We start from the raw sequence: 21,137 nt of genomic DNA, 5'->3' as shown, positions 1-21,137 counted from the left end.
AAACATATCTTCATACATGCAATTCAATTTTGAGTATAAAATTTATTTGAGGAGTATTAATGTCAGTTTACAATTTCTGTGCGGGACCTGCGATGTTACCCGCTGCTGTTATGGAAAAAGCACAAAAAGAGTTTATTAATTGGCAAAACCTTGGCTGCTCAATTATGGAAGTTAGCCACCGTAGTCCTGCGTTTTTATCTGTGGCAGAGCGCGCAGAAGAAAACTTACGCAAATTGATGGGAATTAGTGATGAATACGCGGTGCTATTTATGCACGGTGGTGGTAGAGGTCAGTTCTCTGCCGTTCCGCTAAATTTAACGAGCGCGTCAGACCAAATTGGCAACTACATTGTGAGTGGCACCTGGTCTAAAACCGCAGAAATTGAAGCTCAGAAATTTTGTCAAACTCATGCCTGTAATGTTATTCAGCGAGTAGATGGTAAATTATCTACTACTCCAGTTTCACAGTGGGACCTAAACAATAACGCTAAGTTCATTCATTATTGTACTAATGAAACCGTAGATGGTATTGAGATAAATGAAGTACCTTCATTTAACGATCAACTGATCGTTGCTGACATGTCATCAAATATTTTGTCAAAAGAAATAGACGTGAATCAGTTTGATGTAATTTACGCAGGTGCTCAAAAAAATATAGGTCCTTCTGGCTTATCAATAGTTGTTATACGTAAAAGCATCATCGGCAATAAACAAACGGCTATCCCGTGTATTCAAGATTATCAATTAGCATACGAAAACAATAGCATGTTTAATACGCCCCCAACGTTTTCATGGTATTTAGCAGGCGTCGTGTTCGAATGGTTACTTGAACAAGGTGGCGTATCTGAAGTTGAGCAAGTTAACGCCGAAAAAGCACGTTTACTATACGACTATATTGATAATAGCAAACTGTACCGCAACGCAATTAGTGAACAGAATCGTTCAATAATGAATGTACCGTTTCAGCTTGCCGATGAAAGTTTAAATCAACAATTCCTTGCAGAGTCAGAGCAACAAGGCTTATTGGCATTAGAAGGCCATCGTTCTGTTGGTGGTATGCGTGCCAGTATATACAACGCGATGCCTTTAGAAGGCGTCAAAGCATTGGTTAAGTTTATGCACGAGTTTGAAGGCAAGGTACTATGAACCAACTAACTTTATCTCCCATTGCTCATGTAAGCGGTAACGTGCAATTACCCGGCTCTAAGAGTTTATCAAACCGAGCTCTACTATTGGCAGCGTTAGCGCATGGCACGACGACTATCACTAATTTATTAGACAGTGATGATATTAGCCACATGCTTAATGCGCTTTCTCAGTTAGGTGTTAGCTATCAATTAAGTGAAGATAAAACGCAATGTACGGTAGAGGGAAATGGTGGGCTATTTAACATACCTGAACCTTTGGAGCTGTATTTAGGTAATGCTGGTACCGCTATGCGACCTTTGTGCGCTGTATTAGCAGCCAGTCAAGGCAAGGTATTATTGACTGGCGAAGAAAGGATGAAAGAGCGTCCTATTAAGCATCAAGTTGACGCGTTAAATCAATTAGGCGCCAAAATTAACTATGTTGAAAGTGATGGTTATCCACCATTAGATATTACTGGTACTACATTAACAGGAAATACCATTACAGTTGACGGTTCTATTTCGAGTCAATTTTTAACCGCGTTATTAATGGTAGCGCCGTTACTTCAACATGAAACTAAAATTGAAATTAAAGGTGAGTTAGTTTCTAAGCCATACATTGATATAACAATCGACATTATGGAACGATTTGGTGCAGTTGTTCATAATGAAAATTATCAAGTATTTCGTATTCCAGGAGAGCAGCGTTACCTGTCTCCAAATGAATACATGGTTGAAGGTGATGCCTCTTCAGCGTCGTACTTCCTTGCAGCTGCTGCCATTAAAGGTGGCACAATTACGGTACATGGCGTAGGCAAAAAAAGCGTGCAAGGTGATAAGGCGTTTGCTGATGTGCTGGCTGAAATGGGTGCAAAGGTTGAATGGGATGACAATTCAATTTCGGTCACTGGACAACCACTTAATGCTGTTGATATGGATATGAACCATATTCCTGATGCAGCTATGACGATTGCAACAACGGCACTGTTTGCCAAAGGCACAACAACGATACGTAACATTTATAATTGGCGCGTAAAAGAAACGGATCGGTTAGCTGCTATGGCAACCGAGCTTAAAAAAGTTGGTGCCATTGTGGATGAAGGGCACGATTATATTTCAATAACTCCACCACAAAACTTAGCGCATGCCGAGATTGACACCTATAATGACCACCGTATAGCAATGTGTTTTTCATTGGTCGCGCTAAGTGATACTGCAGTAACAATTAATGAACCTGAATGTACCGCAAAGACATTTCCATCATATTTTGAAAAACTTAGTTCAGTGGCAAAATAAAAACTCGTTACATTAAAGATGTAATTTTATGGCGAAAGTTAAGCTAGTTTCACGTATAATGACCGCCGTTTTTATTTCAGGAGAAAGATGAATATGCAAAGCAGTGCTCCGGTAATCGCAATTGATGGTCCAAGTGGTGCAGGTAAAGGTACCGTATGTCGACTTTTAGCAGACAAATTAGGCTGGTCAATTCTTGATAGCGGCGCTATCTATCGAGTGCTTGCCCTCGCGGCAGTTCATCATAATGTAGAGCCAAGCAATGAAGAGGCACTTGTGCCAATTGCAGCTCATTTAGATGTTCAATTCACAACAGATGAAAAAACGGGTAACGCAAAGATTATACTAGAAGGTGAAGATGTAACTAATAGTATACGCACTGAAGAAGTTGGTGCGGTTGCTTCTAAAGTTGCTTCGTTACCTCGTGTTCGTGAAGCATTACTTAGACGTCAGCGTGCTTTCCAGCAATCGCCTGGATTAGTTGCTGATGGACGCGACATGGCAACCGTCGTTTTTCCTCATGCTGAAGTTAAAATATTCTTAACTGCATCGGCTGAAGAGCGCGCCAATCGTAGATATTTAGAGTTGAAAGAAAAGGGCCATGATGTTACACTCGGGCGCCTTTTAGAAGATATTCAACAAAGGGATGAAAGAGATATGAATCGTGAAGTTGCGCCATTAAAGCCAGCCGAAGATTCACTAGTGCTTGATTCTACTGAGTTAAGTATCGACGAAGTGTTGGATAATCTACTTGATGTAGTACACGAGAAGTTAAATCAAGTAGCTAATTAACCGGTCTCATTAGCAAGGATGTAATGAGTTTTTACTAAACCCACAATTGCTGGAACGCAATGGTGGCTAAATATAGAAATTACGAACAGAATGACTGAAAATTTTGCTCAACTTTTTGAAGAAAGTTTACAAACAATTGAAACTCGCCCTGGTGCTATCGTTAAAGGTACTATCGTTGCGATCGAGAACAGCGTAGTACTAGTAGATGCAGGTCTTAAATCAGAATCTGCAATTCCGGTAGAGCAGTTCAAAAACCACAATGGTGAAATCGAAGTAAACGTTGGCGACGAAATCGACGTTGCACTAGACGCAATCGAAGACGGCTTCGGCGAAACTATTCTTTCACGTGAAAAAGCTAAGCGCCATGAAGCATGGATTCGTTTAGAAAAAGCGTGTGAAGAACAAGAAACGGTTACTGGTATCATCAATGGTAAGGTTAAAGGCGGCTTCACAGTTGAAGTTGACAGCATTCGTGCGTTCCTACCTGGTTCATTGGTTGACGTACGTCCAATCCGTGACACAACTCACCTTGAAGGTAAAGAGTTAGAATTCAAAGTAATCAAACTTGATCAAAAGCGTAACAACGTTGTTGTTTCACGCCGTGCAGTTATCGAGTCTGAAAATAGCCAAGAACGCGAACAGCTTCTTGCTAATCTTGACGAAGGTCAAGAAGTTAAAGGTATCGTTAAGAACCTTACTGATTACGGTGCATTCGTTGATCTTGGCGGTGTTGACGGCCTTCTACATATCACTGATATGGCTTGGAAGCGCGTTAAGCATCCTTCTGAAATTGTTAATGTTGGTGATGAAATCAATGTTAAAGTTCTTAAGTTCGATAAAGAGAAGACTCGTGTTTCTCTTGGTCTTAAGCAACTTGGTCAAGATCCATGGGCTGCAATCGCAGGTCGTTACCCTGAAGGTTCAAAACTTACTGGTCGCGTAACTAACCTAACTGATTACGGTTGTTTCGTTGAAATCCAAGAAGGTGTTGAAGGTCTTGTACACGTTTCTGAAATGGATTGGACTAACAAAAACATCCACCCATCTAAAGTTGTTAACTTGGGTGACAGTGTTGAAGTTATGGTTCTTGAAATTGATGAAGAGCGTCGTCGTATTTCTCTTGGTCTTAAGCAATGTATTGCTAACCCATGGGAAGAGTTCGCTAAAGGCCACAACAAAGGTGACCGTGTTACTGGTAAGATCAAGTCAATCACTGACTTCGGTATCTTCATCGGTCTTGACGGTGGCATCGATGGTCTTGTTCACTTATCTGACATCTCTTGGAATGCTCCAGGTGAAGAAGCAGTACGTGAATACAAGAAAGGCGACGAGATTACTGCTGTAGTACTTCAAGTAGACCCTGAGCGCGAGCGCATTTCACTAGGTGTTAAACAAATTGACGAAGATCCGTTCAATTCTTACCTAGAAGAAAACAAAAAAGGTGCTATTGTTAAAGGTAAGATCACTGAAGTTGACGCTAAAGGCGCAACTGTTGAACTTATCGACGGTGTAGAAGGCTACATTCGTGTTGCAGATATTTCACGTGACCGTGTTGAAGATGCGACTACTGCACTTACTGCAGGCGAAGAAGTTGAAGCTAGACTAATGGGTGTAGATCGTAAGAACCGCACTATTAGCCTATCTATCAAAGCTAAATTCGAAGCTGAAGAGAAAGAAGCATTAGATAACCTTAAGAAAGAAGAGCCAGAGTTCGAAAACGCAATGGCAGCTGCTTTCAAAAACGCTCAAAAATCTTAATGCTTTAAAGGGAAGTTAATGCTTCCCTTACTCTTAGTTTTTTGTATTAGGATTGAAAGGGGGTCTAATGACCAAGTCAGAGTTAATTGAAAAGTTGTCTTTAGAGTATTCACATGTACCTGCTAAAGACGTCGAAGATGCAATTAAAGAAGTACTAGAACAAATGGCCAATACGTTAGCCAGCGGTGACCGTATTGAGATTCGAGGGTTTGGTAGTTTTTCATTACACTATCGGGCACCGAGAACAGGCCGTAACCCCAAAACAGGGGAAAGTGTTCAACTGACCGGTAAGTATGTGCCTCACTTCAAGCCTGGTAAAGAGCTTAGAGAACGCGTCAACGCAAGTTTAAACGCGTAAGCTGGAATTATAGAAACGGCATGCTAAAATAGCGTGCCGTTTTTTTATGGATAATTTTTATTTTAGGAGTCCACGTTGCGTAAGTTTCTTCTCGTTATTCTTTATTTATTCTTAATACTACTTGCCTTATCGTTCGGATTACTCAACAAAGAACAAATTTCAGTTAACTATTTAGTCGGTTCGGCTACATTAACTATATCTGAGTTAGTGAGTATCATTTTTTTCACAGGCCTTTTTGTTGGTTTAATAACTGCTAATTTCATGGTCGCAAAGCTTTCAATTAAGAAAAACAAAATTGAAAAAGAAAACAACAAATTAAAAGTAAAATTAGAAAAACTAGAATCATCAAATGACCATGAGTAATTCATCACATTATTTATCTAGCTACGAGAATTTTTATTAGATGTTAGAGTTATTATTTCTATTACTACCTGTAGCAGCTGGCTATGGGTGGATAATGGGTAGAAATAGTATACGCAATGACGACGTCGCTAATCAGCGAAAATTTTATAAGCAATACACACAAAGTTTAAATTTCTTACTCGACGGTCAAAAAGATGAGGCCATCGAACAACTCATCAACTTTCTAGAAGTTAACTCCTCCACTATAGAAACCCATCTTGTGTTAGCAAATTTGTTTAGACGAAGAGGGGAGTTTGATCGCGCGATTAAAATTCATTCATTTTTACTGCAACAAGTTTTGCCCGACGAACTTATTAATAAAGTTAAATTAGAGTTAGGGCGCGACTATGTAAAAGCTGGCATTTATGGGCATGCTGAATCTACATTTTTAGAAATATTGCCTAATAAAAATGAAGAAGTAGTACAAGAAATACTGAACTTATATCAAATTACAAAAGAGTGGAAAAAAGGCATTGACGTTATTCAAACGATTAAGTCAATTCACTCAACCGATTTAAAAAAATCTGCTGCTCACTTTTATTGTGAATATGCAGATTTGCTCAGCTCACAATATAAAACTGAAGCACAATTGCACACTGCATTAAAAATCGATCCACAGTGCACCAGAGCCTTACTTGCCTTAGCAGATTTCTCTATTAAAAACGCTGATTATAAAAGTGCGAAAAAACACCTGTTACAAATCTTAGAAGTAGATAAAGAGTTTTCAGCTGATATAGCTGATCAACTCGAGCACTGTTATATTAACTTGAATGAAGAATATGTTTTCTATGAGTTTTTAAAAAGCTATTCGCAGCCTAAATTATGCGTGGCCTTTGCAATTAAATACGCCAAGTACATTGAAAAGTTCGAAAGTACAGAAAATGCATTGCAGTACATGACGCAAATGCTGCAAGACACACCAAATATCAGAGCATTCATTAAGTTACTGGAACTTAGTAAAGACGCAGCACGCTCTAAAACCGAATTAGTTGAAACTATACGAGTGCTTGTTTCGAACTACTTAAAAACAAAAGCGCTTTATAATTGTAGAAATTGTGGATTTAATTCCAATCAGCGTTATTGGCAATGCCCTTCTTGTCATAAGTGGGAATGTGTAAAACCAAGCAAAGGCCTTGATGGTCGTTAATTTTTAATAGAGGCGTTTATGACTGCAGATCCAAAAATAATTGTCGCATTAGATTTTGATAATAAAAACAAAGCGATTGAGCTAGTTGAGCAGTTAGACTCATCAATGTGTCGATTAAAAGTTGGCAAAGAAATGTTTACTTTGTTCGGTCCTGAATTTGTAAAACAATTGCACCAACTTGGTTTTGAGGTTTTTCTAGATTTAAAGTTTCATGATATTCCAAATACCGTTGCTAAAGCAGTAAAAGCGGCGGCCGAATTAGGTGTGTGGATGGTGAACGTACATGCTTCTGGCGGTAAAAAGATGATGGAAGCTGCAAAAGATATTTTAAAACCTTACGCTGATAAAGCACCAAAACTTATTGCAGTTACAGTATTAACCAGCATGGATCAAGAACAACTAAATGGAATTGGGATTGATAAAGAACCTAAAGATCATGTAAGCCATCTTGCCAAACTCGCTCTAAATTCAGGCTTAGACGGGGTAGTTTGTTCGGCACAAGAATCAGCGATGTTAAAACAGGAATGTGGCAAAGAATTTCAGTTGATTACGCCCGGTATTAGACCAGCGGATGCCGCAGCTGGTGATCAAATTCGCATAATGACACCTGAAAAAGCGCTAGCAGCTGGCTCAGACTATTTAGTGATTGGAAGGCCAATTACTCAAGCTGATAATCCATTAGCCGCGTTAAAAAACATATATAAAAGTATTGCATAAGTATAGAGTATAGAGTATAGCCATCACCGCATTTATCATTACAGGGCATTCAATTTATGAAATTGATGACTTAATGCTAAATGCGGCATATGAGCTAGCGTATTTCACCTGACGTATAAATCGATAACGTAGATAAATCAGAGTGACCAGCGTTTTTCATTACTGTTTGCAATGGCTCATTATTAGCTATGGCATTTGAAATACCGGTATGTCGAATGGAATGAATACTAAACTTTCTTAACTCTTCCGCTTCGTATGGTTCAACGTTTTGCAAAATATCTGCAGTTACATTAAATATGTCTTTTACAATGCCACTAATAGCCTCGATACCTAATTGTGCATTTAAAATACCAGCCTCACGACCGTGTGTTCCTGCCTTATGCCTTACAAAAAGTGGTGTAGACTCATTTGGTACTGGTAAATCAGGCAACCCTAAAAATCTTCTATAACGTACTAAGCATTGTATTAGCGCTGATGAGCAAGGAATCGATCTGCTTTTACCTCCTTTACTTCTAGGTATTTTAAAAATCCACTTACCAGTTCGATGCTTTATAAAGCTACTCATTAATGGGGTGTAGCCCGGCCGAGCAGATATTTCAGATACTCGTGGATAGAGCATATAGAGTAGGGCAAACAATAATCTTGTACGTTCGTGTTTAGCAGGGTCGGCATCAGCAAGCCTGTTAACTTCTTGCCAAACATATTGCCATTGCATTGTACTTAAACTTTTATCTCCATCCTCAGACAAACTCACTCTAGTATTATTTACATTCAATCGACGTAGCAATACTGCGGCAGGGTTTTTATCACAATATTCTAAATCAGCTAAAAATAGAAAAAAGCTGCTTAACAATGACAGCTGTGCTTTAAGGGTAGTTGTCTTACGAATATATTCGCCATCACCTCGGTGGACAAATGGCTTCCATTTTGGGTTTATTTCAGGCTCTTTAGTTTCTTTGTTTACCACAAAGTAAGGGTAAGAAGTAGGAGCGATAAGTTGGGTAGGGGGCTGATTACAAAAATCGATAAACTTTCTTAGGGTAATACGATTAATGTCTTGCAGGCTAATACCTTCAACAAACCACATCCAATTATACAATAAATTAAGCTCACTTCGGATAGATTTAAAGTTATTGGCATTAAATCTGTTTTCAGCCAGGTATTCAATCGCTAACTCATAGGTATAGCTAGCGTCATGAATCGTTCTATCTAGCTCAGTAACGATCTTATTTATCGCATCATTACCTAACTCAAGCTGATCAGCATGCGGAAATAGAGGAAGAAACTCGCCCAAAAAACTCATAAAATACTTATCCGTATAATTAGCGTTATACGGAACATTTTACCTATGTAAATCATTGAATTGAATATAAATAATATTTATATGGTTCAATTAATTCACTTTACGCTTTTTGCCGCTTTCAGCGCGTAATTTATTATCTGTTTGTACATAAATAGTATCTGTAGTTGCCATACTTGCATGCCCTAAGTCTTCAGATACATCTTTCAACTCGCGTCCGCGCTCAATCTCCATACTGGCTCCAGTATGTCGTAGCCAATGTGTTGTTGCTTCTTTAAGTCTTAATGCCTTATTTTCACCTTCAGCGTTGCGCATTTTTTCGTACGCTTGATCAAAAACAGTTTGGACTAAACGCCTTAAGTGCCGAGAAGACATACCGCCTTGGCCACGTATTTTTTCAACTAACACAGAATTATCATTATGAGATGGTAAGCCTGATAAATCGCGCGAAAAACGATAACGCTGTAAGAAAGGTAAAAAATCTAGTGGCACGGTTACATCTCTTAATTTACGGCCTTTACCAAAGACTTTTAACCACCAGTTTTCATCGTCATCAAGCCAAAAATGTCCCATAACAGGTGACCAATTAGGACGCTCAGATAACTCAGAAATCCTTAAAAACAATGTTTTCAGAGCCGCAATTACAAACAAATTTCGCTCATATATAGGATCTTCATCAGCCATGTTCACAGCAACGTCTAATACATATTCCCATTGTGATGCATTAAGGCGATTCACTTCTTTAACTTGAGCGTCAATGATGAAATGACGGCAATCTTTTTTAGCAATCTGCGCAGGATTACCTAAACAAAGTTCCTCATTCATTAAGTAGTTATAAAAAACGACAATTGCCGTAAACATAGATTTTAAAGTTTGCTGTGACGGCCTGTATTTTTTCTTATTTAGTTCAGTTTGTTCTTTTTGGCCTTTAGGCACTTGAATTTTAAATGGTGCCCAGTGTTCGTTTGCTGTGAAGTAACCAGACAACATTTTAAAACGTTCTTGATTAGATGTACCAATCCAGCTTATTGGTGGTAGCCAACAGAAATCTGCATACTCAAGCAAATCAGATTTTCGGAGTTGATCAATAGGTTTTTGCTTTTCTAGAAATGACCATAGCAAAAAGCGTTCAACTTCATTTCTGAATCGGTCGTAAGTGTGCGGAGATTTATTTCGACCTATATATTCAAGATACTGTTTTCCCCAATTAAAATGTTCAAGCCACCAATCAGGCTGTGATCCGAATAACTGATTTAATTTTGGGTAGTCATCAAAATTAAATTCACATAACTCAGAATAAGTTGGATATAGAGGAAAAGGTTTAGTTAGTGCCATAATTTCAATGATTTAGTATAATTATACAGATGGCGCTAGTTTAAATGCTTTAATACACTATGTCCAATACTTAACTGTATCGGACATAGTAGATGATATTGGGACTACTGTACTGATGTTTAGTTTATTCCTATTTTAGCCAACGCTACGTAATCCCCTAGTAAATTTCCGTAGCGTTTAGGCCACCTGTTTATGTGCTTTGAACTTGCTCAATCAAGAAAATAGAAGTTCTATAATGATAAAACGTGATGATATTAGTTTATAGCACCTACTTCTTGCTTTCTTTCGCTAGTTTATACCGCTTCATCTTCCACTCTACCTTGAGCATTTATTTCTTCTAGCTTATCTGAGTAGACGCCATACCAGCCAAACACCGCACCCAATACGTACAACAGAGGTCCCCAAATGGCTTCAGACAATGGCGATATTTCAGTGATCACCATGCATCCAATAAATGCAATATCAACAATTCCTAAGATCACAAGACTTAATCGATAACTAAGCGATACATAACGTTCTTTCCACATTAAAAAACCTAGCCACATTCCAAGTAAACCAAATGCCATTAAGTTAATTAAAAAGTTTAATCCCAGATACGTAGCATTTGTGAAAGCTGCTTTCATAGCAGCTCCTTCATTTCCGACTGCATTTATCTTAAAAACATCGAGAACAACGTTGGTGCCTTCGAATGGATACAGTAGAGCCGGATAGCCCACAAGAAAATGCAGTAAGCCCCATAAAAAGAAGAAAAATGCACTTAATTTTATCGCTCTATTTTTAGTCATAATACCCTGCCTTATACATAGGTGATTAGAAAACGAATATGTTCTATATATTATGAAGTTAACTATCTCTGGAATTATTTAAAACCGCTTGATAATTTTCTTCACTGCTATAATTGACATATTAAACAACTCTTCATTTGATTTTATAAATCAACAAATGTTGAAATGAATTCAATAGACTCATTATAAGAGCTAAAGTTAGTTTTTTTATATGGCAAGAATAAGAATCAGAATCCCAATATATCGAGTAATTAATAATGGATCTGAATAATATTAAAGTATTCATAAGTGTTATTGAGACAGGTAATTTTTCTTCTGCAGGAGAATTGCTAGAAATGCCCTCTACTTCTGTAAGCCGAAAAGTGCAAAAACTTGAAGAGGCTTTAGGTTTAAGATTACTTAACAGATCGACAAGGAACGTTGCACCGACAGAAGAGGGAAAAGAATACTACTTACGATGCAAGCAACATCTTGCGGGCATAGAAGAAGCTAATCATATAGCGATGCAACTTCGAAATAGACCTAAAGGAAAGGTTAGGATTACGGCTCCTTTTGATTTTTCGATATACTATTTGCAGTCGTGGATTAACCAATTTCTCAACCAAGAACCAGACATTCAGATTGAGCTCTTAGCTGAAGACTCCTATATTGACCTTATTGAGAACAGGATAGACATAGCATTTCGTTCTGGAATACTCTCAGACTCTAATTTAATTGCGCGCTCAATTGGGCCAAAACACAGTGTTTGTTGCGCAAGCCCTGCATACCTTCAAAAGCACAAGACACCACGTCACCCAAATGAATTAATCAACCATCATTGCCTGATTCTAGGGAAAACGTTAGCTAACCAAACCTGGAAGTTTTCACATCAAGATGAAACCGTTAATACAACTATCAAGGGTCGATATGCAGCTAATAGTATGCATTTATTATGTCAAGCGGCAATACAAGATTTGGGGATCTTGTACTTACCGCTACCAATCGTGAAGCAGTTTATTGACTCGGGAGAGCTAGTTTGGATATTAGAAGAATATAAATCCCCTATTTCCAATATGCATATTGTTTATCAGTCAAATAAGCACTTAACTGCTCCGGTAAGAATGTTTATCGATTTCATTATCGAACAAACAAGGCCAACAGCTCCATGGGTTGATTAATCCTTATATTCTTGCAGGCAGATTTTTCATGGTTTCACATAATAGTTTCACATAAAAATCAATCGCTTAATAGGCATCAATGTAGCTTAGCTTATTAGCTTAACCAGTGCTTCTAACGGATGTACTGGCTTAACACCGTTTAAACGCTTAACTTGGCTGCGGCAAGAAAATCCCGTTGCGACCATTTTACTCGTATCAATTTTATCCATTTGTGGCTGCCAACTTAACGCGAATAATCCTTTTGAATTATCTTGGTTTTGAACCTCATGGCCATATGTGCCAGCCATGCCGCAACATCCTGTGCTAATTAAATTGAGCTTAATACCAAACTGCTTAAACACTGTCTGCCAATCATGAGCAGCTAACGGCAAATTGGTTTTTTCAGTACAGTGGCTGAATAAGTAGTACTCATCACCTTCGACTTTATTTTGTGGCGCTATATCAATGTTACTTAGCCATTCATTAACTAACAACACCTCAAACTCGCCACGTAAATCAGCTAATTCTTTTTTGTACTCATCACGGTAGCACAGTACAAGTGATGCATCGACTCCAATCATGGGGATACCTAATGTCGCAACCTTAGATAGTACTTTTGATGACTTTAGAGCGGTTTTTTTAAAGGTTTCTAGAAAGCCTTTTACGTGTTGGGCTTTGCCGTTTGGCGTAAATGGCAGCAAAACAGGCTTATAACCTAAATGATGAATAAGCGAAATACTCGATTGTAATAAGTCAGCTTCATAAAATGAGGTGAATGGATCTTGTACAATAATTACGTGTTTCTTCGCTTCTTCAGCAGACAATTTACTTAATGTTGCAAAGTTATACTCAACAACAGGTAATTGCCTTTTCGATAATGCAGGGCTGCTAAGTGCTGGCGCATCTACATAACCAATGGTTTTTTCGATTAATTTTTTAACCAGCGGGCTCTGTTGAATAGCATTCATCAGTTTCGGAAACTTTGCCATGACGGGAGCTAACGACTCAACATTTGCCACAAAATAATCTTTTAAAGGGCGTTGATAACGTGTGTAATAAGCTTGGTAAAATTTAGCTCTAAAGGTTGGTACATCAACTTCGATTGGGCAAGCTTTAGTACATGCTTTACATGCCAAACACTCTTCCATACTTTCCATTACTTCGTGCGAAAAGTCGGCGTCACCTTTGGCTTTTTTTCGATTGTTTGCAAGGCGTGTGAAAACGTTACTTGGTTGTTTAATCACGCTGTTTAGGTCTGCTGCCGAATCGTTATTAGTGGCTAATCGCAACCATTCACGCATCAGCCCTGCTCTGCCTTTAGGTGAATAACGTCGGTCGCCTGTAATTTTATACGATGGACACATTGGGCTATTTACATCGTAATTAAAGCATAAGCCATTACCGTTACAGTTTACGGTGGTGTTAAAATCCATTTTTACATCAACAGGTATTTGCCTATCGTATGTACCGCGCTTGATATCATCTACTGACACGAGTTGCTCTTTACTGGCTATTGGCGTACAAATTTTACCTGGATTAACACGGTTATTTGGGTCAAAGGCCGTTTTTATGTGTCTTAGCTCTGTAAATAAATGCTCACCGAAAAAGTCTGGTCCGTATTCACTACGATATCCTTTACCGTGCTCACCCCACATTAAACCGCCATACTTCGCTGTTAAGGCAACTACTTGGTCTGAGATTGAACGTAAAGTTTTTTCCTGTTCCGGATCGCACATGTCTAATGCTGGACGCACATGCAATACACCGGCATCAACGTGGCCAAACATGCCATAGTCTAATTTATACGAATCTAACAGCGCTCTAAATTCTAAAATAAAGTCAGCTAAGTTTTCTGGCGGCACAGCCGTATCTTCGGCAAAGGCAATAGGCTTTTTATTACCTTTTACATTACCTAACAAGCCAACCGCTTTTTTACGCATGGCATAAATTTTACCAATGGCAGCGTTGTCTTCTAATACTTGGTAGCCAATTACGCCAGCTTCGTTGTTATCAATTAACGAGTCGAGCATATTTTTTAAGTTAGCGATTTTACTTTCAATGTCTTCAGCTGATTCACTATTAAATTCAACCATATTAAGACCAAGCATTTCTTTATTTGGAACATCTTTAATATAGGTTGAAACGTCGTGCCAAATCACATCTTCTCGCGCTAAATTTAATACTTTGCTGTCTACTGTTTCAACAGATGTGGCATTTGCATTTAATAAAAATGGCGAATTGCGCAAGGCAGATTCAAACGAATCATATTTAACGTTTACCAACACTTTGTGGTTAGCAATAGGCGTTAAATTTAGCTTGGCTTCGGTTACAAACGCTAACGAGCCTTCTGAGCCAGTAATAATTCGAGATAAGTCGAATTCTGTCAGATCATCATTAAATACGTGTTCTAAATCATAGCCTGTCAAAAAGCGATTAAGGCGTGGAAAGGTATCTAAAATTTGCTGTCGATTGTTATAGCAAGTATCAAACACTTGCTTATAAATGCGGCCTTCTGCTGTTGTTTGTTGCGCAACTTGCTGAGCCTGTTCGACAGGCATGGGTGAGGTATCCAGAGTTGAACCGTCTACGAGTACACTTCTTAATCCTAAAACATGATCACTGGTTTTACCGTATACCAATGAGCCCTGACCCGATGCATCGGTATTGATCATACCGCCTACTGTTGCTCGGTTACTGGTTGATAAATCTGGGCTGAAGAAAAAACCGTAAGGACGTAGAAAGTCATTAAGCTGATCTTTTATCACACCAGCCTGCACACGCACCCATTTTTCTTCAACGTTAATCTCAATGATTTCTCGCATATATCGAGACATGTCAATCACAATGCCATGCGTTAATGACTGACCATTTGTGCCCGTTCCGCCACCACGAGGGCTAAATATGATATCTGTAAAAGGGGCTGTATTAGCTATTTTCAGTAATGTAACAATGTCTTGATGATGTTTTGGATAGACGATAGCTTGCGGAATATTTTGATAGATACTGTTGTCGGTAGCCATTACCAACCGGCTAGCGTAGCTACTTTCGATATCGCCAGAAAACGCGCTTGTTTGTACTTTTGCTAAATAATCTTGCGTTAAGGTGGTTTGCGTTTGTTCAGGTGTTATCTTAGGTATCATGTCTAACTTCTGGTTGGGTGGAAACTGCCTTAAATTATATCAGTGCTGCATATTCAAGGGGAACAACCTTACAAAAATAAATCTGGTTACAAACAATTACATAATCAACACAGTAAATGCGGAATGAATGGCGCATACTTAACCTACAAAAGAAGGACTAAAGAGTTAAATTAGATGCTGCACACTGTTAAACGATATTCATTATTGCTGGCCGGCGTTGTATTAGTCGCTATTGGATTGATATTTGTGATAATTCCAGGGCCATCACTGATTTTTATTGTGCTTGGTTTAACTTGCTTGAGTTTATTTTCACCTAAATGTCGAAGCCTTTTAAAATATGCTCAAACGCTTTCAAAAAAGTCTGCCGTGTGGATTGATAGGCAGTTATTACTTCGCCGACTGTCTAAATGAGTGAAGTAGGTTAGATAAGTAATCCACACCCAATTTATTCATTAGTGCGATGTTATTTTCTGGAATTTGTTCTGGGTGTTTGTAGGTTTTTAGTACGCGCTCAATGCCACTTTCTTTAATAATATGTAGCATGGGGTAAGGGGAACGATTAGTATAATTTGAAGCATCTTGCGCATCTTCACCCTCAAAAATATAATTTGGATGGAATGTGGCAAGCTGATAAATGCCTAAATACCCCATTTGCTCTAGTGTGACTTGTGCGGTATCGACTAAAAATAAATAGTCTTCAAAGTCGTCAAATCCATTTGGAAAAATCATTAAAGTAGTTTCAGGTCCCGCTTCTTGGTCTAATTCAGTAAAGCAATCCATCATATCGTTTAGTATGGTTGTACTTACCAGTGTTTGACTATTTTGTGTTTCAGCATCATCAGGTGATGAAATAAAGTAACGAATAGTATTTCGCTCAACTTCTTTTTTAGCGAATGGGCAAATATTAAGTTCAACAATAAATTGCTGAACCCACGCACGTGTGTTTTGAATAATAACGGTATTATTTTGCTTTAGATCTGACACTGATTTAGCTCTACTGCTGTGGATGAGTGTTAGGGCACGCATGCCCTAACCTAAAAATTATAATGCTCTTCTTAATATGCGCTCTGACATGGCTAAATCAACATTGCCATCTTCACCTAGCTCGGTCATGCCATGCTTTTCAAGCTGCTTTAAAATATTCGGAATTTCATCTTCAGAAATGTTTTCTTCACTTAATCGAGTCGACAGTTTCATTTCTTTAAAAAAGCTTTCTGTTTTTTCAATTGCAGCATTCACTTTTTCTTCATCACTGCCTTCTTGTATGTTCCAAACACGCTCAGCATATTGAATAAGTTTATCGTGTTTTTTCTCATGGCGTTCTTTCAACACCGCTGGCAACACAATCGCCAATGTTTGGGCATGATCCATACCAAATAACCCTGTTAATTCATGACCAATCATATGTGTGGCCCAATCTTGCGGTACGCCTTTACCAATTAACGTATTTAGCGCAAGTGTTGCAGACCACATGATGTTGGCGCGCAGGTCATAATCTTCAGGCGTTTTTAATATTTGAGGGCCAACTTCGGTAAGCGTTTGAAGTAAGCCTTCAGCAAATCGGTCTTGTACTCTTGCCTGAACTGGATGCGTTAAATATTGCTCCATTACATGAACAAACGCATCTACGACACCATTCGCTGTTTGTTTTTCTGGCAGGCTATACGTAACGGTAGGATCTAATATCGAAAATTGTGGGAAAACTAGCTGGCTTGAATAACCCATTTTTTCATTGCCACGGGTTACAACAAAATTGCCATTACTCTCGCTGCCTGTCGCAGGCAACGTTAAAATTGTGCCTAGTGGTAAAGCAGACTCGATTTTTTCTTGCTTTTCCATAATGTGCCAAGGCTCGTCACCTTCATAGTGCACAGCTGCTGAGATAAATTTACAACCATCAATCACCGAGCCACCGCCAACAGCTAGAATAAAATCTACATTTTCATTTTTAACTAGCTCGACAGCTTTCATCAGGGTGTCGTAATGCGGGTTTGGCTCTATTCCACTAAACTCTATCACTTTATGATCTTTTAATGCCGTCATTGCTTGATCATAAACACCATTTTTTTTGATACTACCACCGCCATAAGCTAGTAATACTTTCTTATCTTTAGGTATTTCATTAGCTAGCGTTTCGATTTTTCCTTCACCAAAAAGAATTTTGGTGGTGTTGTGAAATTCAAAATTTTGCATAGTAGTTCCTGTTCGATTTTGTGCTGGTAAGCCTCAGATATTGAGGATGTAGCTTAGGGTCAAATGCCCTAATAATTATTTCTTATTCTTCGCAATCAACTTTTTTACAACATGAGCCGCAACAAAAAAACCAAACGTTCCCGTTACCATTGTTGCTGCACCAAAGCCTAAATTACAATCTAGACGCATGGCACCGTCATTATTTGATTTTTGATGACACACCGCGCCGTCGGCAGATGGATAAACAAGCTGTTCGGTTGAATAAACGCAGTCGACACCAAACTTACGTTTCGGGTTTTTTGAAAAGCCATATTCACGTCGCAACGTATTACGTACTTTTTTCATTAGTGGATCTTGAATTGTACGCGCCACATCACCCATAGTAATTTGCGTGGGATCGGTTTGTCCGCCCGCACCACCAGTAGTAATAATTGGGATTTTATTGCGCTTACAATGGGCAATCATCGCAGCTTTTGCTTTCACGCCGTCTATGGCATCAACCATATAGTCAAATTCGGTTGTAATGATGTCTCGCAGATTTTCAACAGTAATAAAATCTTCAATGACGTTTACATCACACTCAGGGTTAATGGCATTTACCCGTTCAGCCATAACGTCTACTTTTGGCTGACCAACCGTCCCCGTCATTGCATGAATTTGGCGGTTTACATTTGTACTGCAAATATCATCTAAATCAATTAGTGTGATTTTGCCAATACCAGAACGTGCTAATGCTTCTACTATCCATGTGCCTACGCCACCAATTCCCGCAACCGCTACATGCGAGTTACGCAATACATCAGAGGCTTGAACACCATACAGCCTTTTTATTCCACCAAAACGAACATCATATTCTGATTGAGACATGAATATAGAACCTAACTAAAAAGTAAATCATAGAAATAATAAATGGGGCGTAATCTGCTAGATTACAACTCGGCCTAGTAATATATGTTTCGCAAACTGCTTAGCTATATTGCGGGCCAAGTAATTTGCCATGGCGATTGCCATTCTTTTATTGCTGATTGGGTAGCATCTAATAAATAATACATGCCTATATTTGGGGACTGCACAAACGCGAAAGTATTATCATTTAATTCAAACTTAACAGCATAAGCATGTAAGTAGCCACGTTTAGCCATTATCTTACTTGCGCTAGCAGAGGCGTACAGTTCATCACCTAAAATTGGCGCGCCTATACTGTTTAATGCTACGCGTATTTGATGTGTTTTTCCTGTATGTGGCTTCACTAGATAAAGTCGTAAACCATTACCAATACTGTGGCTAAAAAATTGGCTTATTGCAGGGTTATTATTCGTTCGCATTAGCTTCCAAGCACTGCGGCGCGACGGTTTCATATCCCCTTTGATTAGGCCTTGCTTCTTTTTTGGTTTTTGCTCAGAAATCGCTAGATAGAATTTCTCTATCTTTTTTGCTTCAAACAATTCACCAAATTTTGCCGCGATGTGTTTTGACTTGGCAAAAATAACTAAGCCCGAAGTCATTTTATCTAAACGGTGTACCGGGTAAAGTAAGTCGAATTGATAGCGTTGCTTCACCGCTTCAAATAAACCCAACTGTTCCTCCTCACAATGAAAAGAAACATCTGGGTGCTTATCTACTACAATAAAGTCGTTATTTTCAAAAACAAAATCAAACATAGTTTAATTTTTTAACCACTCACTAATGCCCTAACACGCTCTAAATCTTGTGGCGTGTCTACCCCAGCTGGCGGTACTTCTTCAGCAACATCAACATGAATTTTTTCACCGTGCCAGAGTACGCGTAACTGCTCTAACGACTCTATTTGTTCTAGTGGCGAAGCATCCCACGAGATATATTTGTTAATAAATCCTGCTCGGTAAGCGTAAATACCGATGTGTCTTAAGTAGTTTGGCAACACATTATGTAACGCGTTACTTTCTTCGCTGGTTATTGAGTCAATATTTTTTGGAAATAATGAACGGTCGTAAGGAATAGCCGCTCGGCTAAAATAAAGCGCATTATTGTGCTTATCTCTAACCAGTTTTACGGCGTTAGGATCAAAAATTTCTGATACGTCTTCAATTGCCACACCCAGTGTTGCCATACCAGCTGTTGAAGAGGCTAAGCCTGAAGCCACTTGCTGAATATTGGCAGGCGGGATTAATGGCTCATCACCTTGCACGTTAACCACAATGGTGTCGTCATCTAATTGATAATGATTAATTACTTCCGCAAGACGTTCAGTACCAGATTCATGATCTTTAGCCGTCATACACACTTCGCCACCAAACTCCCGAACAACAGCTTCAATGCGTTTATCATCGGTAGCAACGATGACTCTGGTTGCACCACTTTTAAGGGCTTGATTATGTACCCACTCGATCATTGGCTTTCCAGCAATGTCGGCAAGCGGTTTACCCGGCAAGCGCGTAGAGTCATAACGAGCAGGTATTACGACTACGAATTCCATGAGTTTTGAGCCTCTTTTTGTTCAATGTCATCTTGTGTTAGCGTAGTTGCTTCGTTTTCAAGCAACACGGGAATATCATCTTTTATCTGATAGGATAGCTTGTCTGCCCGACAAATTAATTCCATGTTTGGCTTATCTAAACGTAAACGCCCTTTGCAAACTGGGCATGCAATAATATCGAGTAGCTTAGTGTCAAAGGCCATATTCTTTTCCTACATTTATCACTTTTTTTAGTATTCTGTTTTTTAAATCTTCTGGCATTTCAACCGCAACTGGCAAATACCACCAATTAGGTTTTGCAAACGCTGCGCATTTAACGGCATCTTTTTCGGTCATTATGACTGGTTCATCACCAAATTTATCAAAGTCAGCCAAAGTATAATGATGATGATCACTAAATGCTGTGAAACTTAACGTATTAATGCGGTTTTGTTTTAACGTATTTGAGAAGCGCTGGGGATTACCGATGCCACAAATGGCATGAGCGTGTGGCATTGCAGCAAAATCCGTAGCCTGATTTGATTGTATGTTTATGGGCTGCTGAGCAATTAATTGATAGCTATCAACATCATGAGATGGGCTTAAGTCAGGCTGCCCGTTATAGATAACAAAGTCTGTACTTTTTAGGCGCGAGACTAACTCACGTAGTGGCCCTACTGGTAGCAACCAACGATTACCAAACATACGTTTAGCGTCCACAATAGCAACCTCAACATCACGTGCCATTGCATAATGCTGCATGCCGTCATCACTAATAATGTAATCTATATTATGTGCTTGATTCAGCATTTGAATGTTAGCGTTTCTATTGGGACCAACGACCACAGGACATTGAGTAATTTGCGAAATTAATTTTGGTTCATCTCCGCACAAACTTGCTGGCGTTTCTGCCGTTACAGAAAGAGGATAATTATCACATTCCCCGCCATATCCGCGTGATATAACGCCAACATTAAACCCCTGCTGCTTTAATTCGTGACATAACCATATAACAAATGGCGTTTTACCGTTACCGCCTACACTTATATTACCAACCACAATTAATGGCTGTGCATTTTTAGGTTGAACCCATTTGGTGTAATAAAATCTGCGACAAGTCGACACAGCATAAAATAGCAACGACAGCGGAGATAAAAGCAATAACACGGTACTTGCAATACGAGACTGCTTATACCATCCCTTTTCAATAAAACTCATTTA

General features: G+C 38.9%; 21 protein-coding genes. 10 read left to right on the top strand and 11 right to left on the bottom strand.

The features are described 5' to 3' along the window. Window positions 1–59 precede the first annotated feature (59 nt). The 8 genes from serC (at window position 60) to pyrF (ending at window position 7,593) form a co-directional block, all read left to right on the top strand. Window positions 60–1,145, top strand: a complete 1,086-nt coding sequence (gene serC, locus HUU81_RS08610; protein WP_199611857.1) for a 3-phosphoserine/phosphohydroxythreonine transaminase — start codon at window positions 60–62, stop codon at window positions 1,143–1,145. Then, window positions 1,142–2,422, top strand: coding sequence for a 3-phosphoshikimate 1-carboxyvinyltransferase (aroA, locus tag HUU81_RS08605; RefSeq protein ID WP_199611855.1), 1,281 nt, complete (start codon window positions 1,142–1,144; stop codon window positions 2,420–2,422). The genes serC and aroA overlap by 4 nt, the downstream gene beginning before the upstream one ends. Before the next feature lie 93 nt (window positions 2,423–2,515). After that, window positions 2,516–3,211 carry a (d)CMP kinase gene (gene cmk, locus HUU81_RS08600; RefSeq protein WP_199612002.1) on the top strand — a complete coding sequence of 232 codons (696 nt, stop codon included), beginning with the start codon at window positions 2,516–2,518 and terminating at the stop codon, window positions 3,209–3,211. A gap of 90 nt (window positions 3,212–3,301) precedes the next feature. Beyond that, window positions 3,302–4,969: a 30S ribosomal protein S1 gene (gene rpsA / locus HUU81_RS08595; RefSeq protein ID WP_199611854.1), complete on the top strand. Its 1,668-nt coding sequence runs from the start codon at window positions 3,302–3,304 to the stop codon at window positions 4,967–4,969. 67 nt (window positions 4,970–5,036) lie between these two features. Next, window positions 5,037–5,327, top strand: a complete 291-nt coding sequence (gene ihfB / locus HUU81_RS08590) for an integration host factor subunit beta (protein ID WP_199611852.1) — start codon at window positions 5,037–5,039, stop codon at window positions 5,325–5,327. A gap of 75 nt (window positions 5,328–5,402) precedes the next feature. Next, window positions 5,403–5,690: a lipopolysaccharide assembly protein LapA domain-containing protein gene (locus tag HUU81_RS08585; RefSeq protein WP_199611850.1), complete on the top strand. Its 288-nt coding sequence runs from the start codon at window positions 5,403–5,405 to the stop codon at window positions 5,688–5,690. Between the two features lie 40 nt (window positions 5,691–5,730). Beyond that, complete coding sequence (gene lapB, locus HUU81_RS08580; RefSeq protein ID WP_199611848.1) at window positions 5,731–6,876, top strand: lipopolysaccharide assembly protein LapB; 1,146 nt, start codon at window positions 5,731–5,733, stop codon at window positions 6,874–6,876. Window positions 6,877–6,894: 18 nt separating this feature from the next. Further along, window positions 6,895–7,593: an orotidine-5'-phosphate decarboxylase gene (pyrF, locus tag HUU81_RS08575; protein WP_199611847.1), complete on the top strand. Its 699-nt coding sequence runs from the start codon at window positions 6,895–6,897 to the stop codon at window positions 7,591–7,593. A gap of 94 nt (window positions 7,594–7,687) precedes the next feature. Here pyrF and HUU81_RS08570 read toward each other — a convergent pair whose 3' ends face one another. The 3 genes from HUU81_RS08570 to HUU81_RS08560 all read right to left on the bottom strand — a co-directional run bounded on the left by HUU81_RS08570 (window position 7,688) and on the right by HUU81_RS08560 (window position 11,013). After that, window positions 7,688–8,896: a tyrosine-type recombinase/integrase gene (locus HUU81_RS08570; RefSeq protein WP_199611845.1), complete on the bottom strand. Its 1,209-nt coding sequence runs from the start codon at window positions 8,894–8,896 to the stop codon at window positions 7,688–7,690. Window positions 8,897–8,986: 90 nt separating this feature from the next. After that, complete coding sequence (locus HUU81_RS08565) at window positions 8,987–10,228, bottom strand: tyrosine-type recombinase/integrase (protein WP_199611843.1); 1,242 nt, start codon at window positions 10,226–10,228, stop codon at window positions 8,987–8,989. Window positions 10,229–10,521: 293 nt separating this feature from the next. Next, complete coding sequence (locus HUU81_RS08560) at window positions 10,522–11,013, bottom strand: hypothetical protein (RefSeq protein WP_199611835.1); 492 nt, start codon at window positions 11,011–11,013, stop codon at window positions 10,522–10,524. Between the two features lie 257 nt (window positions 11,014–11,270). On the opposite strand from HUU81_RS08560, the gene HUU81_RS08555 reads away from it, so the two are divergent. After that, window positions 11,271–12,170, top strand: coding sequence for a LysR family transcriptional regulator (locus HUU81_RS08555; RefSeq protein WP_199611830.1), 900 nt, complete (start codon window positions 11,271–11,273; stop codon window positions 12,168–12,170). Window positions 12,171–12,256: 86 nt separating this feature from the next. Here the strand turns inward: HUU81_RS08555 and ydiJ are convergent, their stop codons facing one another. Then, entirely contained in the window at window positions 12,257–15,289 is a 3,033-nt protein-coding gene (gene ydiJ / locus HUU81_RS08550; protein ID WP_199611829.1) for a D-2-hydroxyglutarate dehydrogenase YdiJ, read from the bottom strand. Between the two features lie 174 nt (window positions 15,290–15,463). On the opposite strand from ydiJ, the gene HUU81_RS08545 reads away from it, so the two are divergent. Then, window positions 15,464–15,700: a PGPGW domain-containing protein gene (locus HUU81_RS08545; protein WP_199611827.1), complete on the top strand. Its 237-nt coding sequence runs from the start codon at window positions 15,464–15,466 to the stop codon at window positions 15,698–15,700. On the opposite strand, the gene HUU81_RS08540 is transcribed toward HUU81_RS08545, so the two are convergent. From HUU81_RS08540 to lpxK, 7 genes are all read right to left on the bottom strand, one after another. Further along, the gene (locus HUU81_RS08540; protein WP_199611825.1) at window positions 15,677–16,315 is read right to left on the bottom strand and encodes a DUF1415 domain-containing protein; all 639 of its coding nucleotides are present in this window, start codon (window positions 16,313–16,315) and stop codon (window positions 15,677–15,679) included. The two genes, HUU81_RS08545 and HUU81_RS08540, sit on opposite strands and share 24 nt — an antisense overlap. A 15-nt stretch (window positions 16,316–16,330) precedes the next feature. After that, window positions 16,331–17,482 carry an iron-containing alcohol dehydrogenase gene (locus HUU81_RS08535; protein ID WP_199611824.1) on the bottom strand — a complete coding sequence of 384 codons (1,152 nt, stop codon included), beginning with the start codon at window positions 17,480–17,482 and terminating at the stop codon, window positions 16,331–16,333. Between the two features lie 75 nt (window positions 17,483–17,557). Next, window positions 17,558–18,349 (bottom strand): tRNA cyclic N6-threonylcarbamoyladenosine(37) synthase TcdA, encoded by a 792-nt coding sequence (gene tcdA / locus HUU81_RS08530; protein WP_199611823.1) that lies wholly within the window; start codon window positions 18,347–18,349, stop codon window positions 17,558–17,560. A 104-nt stretch (window positions 18,350–18,453) separates the two neighbouring features. Continuing rightward, on the bottom strand, window positions 18,454–19,143 hold the full coding sequence (locus HUU81_RS08525) for a TIGR01621 family pseudouridine synthase (RefSeq protein ID WP_199611821.1): 690 nt from the start codon (window positions 19,141–19,143) through the stop codon (window positions 18,454–18,456). An 11-nt stretch (window positions 19,144–19,154) separates the two neighbouring features. Then, a complete protein-coding gene (gene kdsB, locus HUU81_RS08520) occupies window positions 19,155–19,937 on the bottom strand; it encodes a 3-deoxy-manno-octulosonate cytidylyltransferase (protein WP_199611820.1) in 783 nt (260 codons plus the stop codon). Next, window positions 19,925–20,140, bottom strand: a complete 216-nt coding sequence (locus HUU81_RS08515; protein ID WP_199611818.1) for a Trm112 family protein — start codon at window positions 20,138–20,140, stop codon at window positions 19,925–19,927. The genes kdsB and HUU81_RS08515 overlap by 13 nt, the downstream gene beginning before the upstream one ends. Continuing rightward, complete coding sequence (gene lpxK, locus HUU81_RS08510) at window positions 20,130–21,134, bottom strand: tetraacyldisaccharide 4'-kinase (protein ID WP_199611816.1); 1,005 nt, start codon at window positions 21,132–21,134, stop codon at window positions 20,130–20,132. The genes HUU81_RS08515 and lpxK overlap by 11 nt, the downstream gene beginning before the upstream one ends. Window positions 21,135–21,137: the final 3 nt, after the last annotated feature.

It is taken from the genome of Flocculibacter collagenilyticus (assembly GCF_016469335.1).
Classification (GTDB): domain Bacteria; phylum Pseudomonadota; class Gammaproteobacteria; order Enterobacterales; family Alteromonadaceae; genus Flocculibacter; species Flocculibacter collagenilyticus.
This window is presented reverse-complemented; position numbering and strand designations above follow the sequence as displayed.

Bases quoted from the DNA above. Each gene is read 5' to 3' on its own strand.
- serC (WP_199611857.1), top strand. From the start codon at position 60: ATGTCAGTTTACAATTTCTGTGCGGGACCTGCGATGTTACCCGCTGCT.
- aroA (WP_199611855.1), top strand. From the start codon at position 1,142: ATGAACCAACTAACTTTATCTCCCATTGCTCATGTAAGCGGTAACGTG.
- cmk (WP_199612002.1), top strand. From the start codon at position 2,516: ATGCAAAGCAGTGCTCCGGTAATCGCAATTGATGGTCCAAGTGGTGCA.
- rpsA (WP_199611854.1), top strand. From the start codon at position 3,302: ATGACTGAAAATTTTGCTCAACTTTTTGAAGAAAGTTTACAAACAATT.
- ihfB (WP_199611852.1), top strand. From the start codon at position 5,037: ATGACCAAGTCAGAGTTAATTGAAAAGTTGTCTTTAGAGTATTCACAT.
- lapB (WP_199611848.1), top strand. From the start codon at position 5,731: ATGTTAGAGTTATTATTTCTATTACTACCTGTAGCAGCTGGCTATGGG.
- pyrF (WP_199611847.1), top strand. From the start codon at position 6,895: ATGACTGCAGATCCAAAAATAATTGTCGCATTAGATTTTGATAATAAA.
- HUU81_RS08570 (WP_199611845.1), bottom strand. From the start codon at position 8,896: ATGAGTTTTTTGGGCGAGTTTCTTCCTCTATTTCCGCATGCTGATCAG.
- HUU81_RS08565 (WP_199611843.1), bottom strand. From the start codon at position 10,228: ATGGCACTAACTAAACCTTTTCCTCTATATCCAACTTATTCTGAGTTA.
- HUU81_RS08560 (WP_199611835.1), bottom strand. From the start codon at position 11,013: ATGACTAAAAATAGAGCGATAAAATTAAGTGCATTTTTCTTCTTTTTA.
- HUU81_RS08555 (WP_199611830.1), top strand. From the start codon at position 11,271: ATGGATCTGAATAATATTAAAGTATTCATAAGTGTTATTGAGACAGGT.
- ydiJ (WP_199611829.1), bottom strand. From the start codon at position 15,289: ATGATACCTAAGATAACACCTGAACAAACGCAAACCACCTTAACGCAA.
- HUU81_RS08545 (WP_199611827.1), top strand. From the start codon at position 15,464: ATGCTGCACACTGTTAAACGATATTCATTATTGCTGGCCGGCGTTGTA.
- HUU81_RS08540 (WP_199611825.1), bottom strand. From the start codon at position 16,315: ATGCGTGCCCTAACACTCATCCACAGCAGTAGAGCTAAATCAGTGTCA.
- HUU81_RS08535 (WP_199611824.1), bottom strand. From the start codon at position 17,482: ATGCAAAATTTTGAATTTCACAACACCACCAAAATTCTTTTTGGTGAA.
- tcdA (WP_199611823.1), bottom strand. From the start codon at position 18,349: ATGTCTCAATCAGAATATGATGTTCGTTTTGGTGGAATAAAAAGGCTG.
- HUU81_RS08525 (WP_199611821.1), bottom strand. From the start codon at position 19,143: ATGTTTGATTTTGTTTTTGAAAATAACGACTTTATTGTAGTAGATAAG.
- kdsB (WP_199611820.1), bottom strand. From the start codon at position 19,937: ATGGAATTCGTAGTCGTAATACCTGCTCGTTATGACTCTACGCGCTTG.
- HUU81_RS08515 (WP_199611818.1), bottom strand. From the start codon at position 20,140: ATGGCCTTTGACACTAAGCTACTCGATATTATTGCATGCCCAGTTTGC.
- lpxK (WP_199611816.1), bottom strand. From the start codon at position 21,134: ATGAGTTTTATTGAAAAGGGATGGTATAAGCAGTCTCGTATTGCAAGT.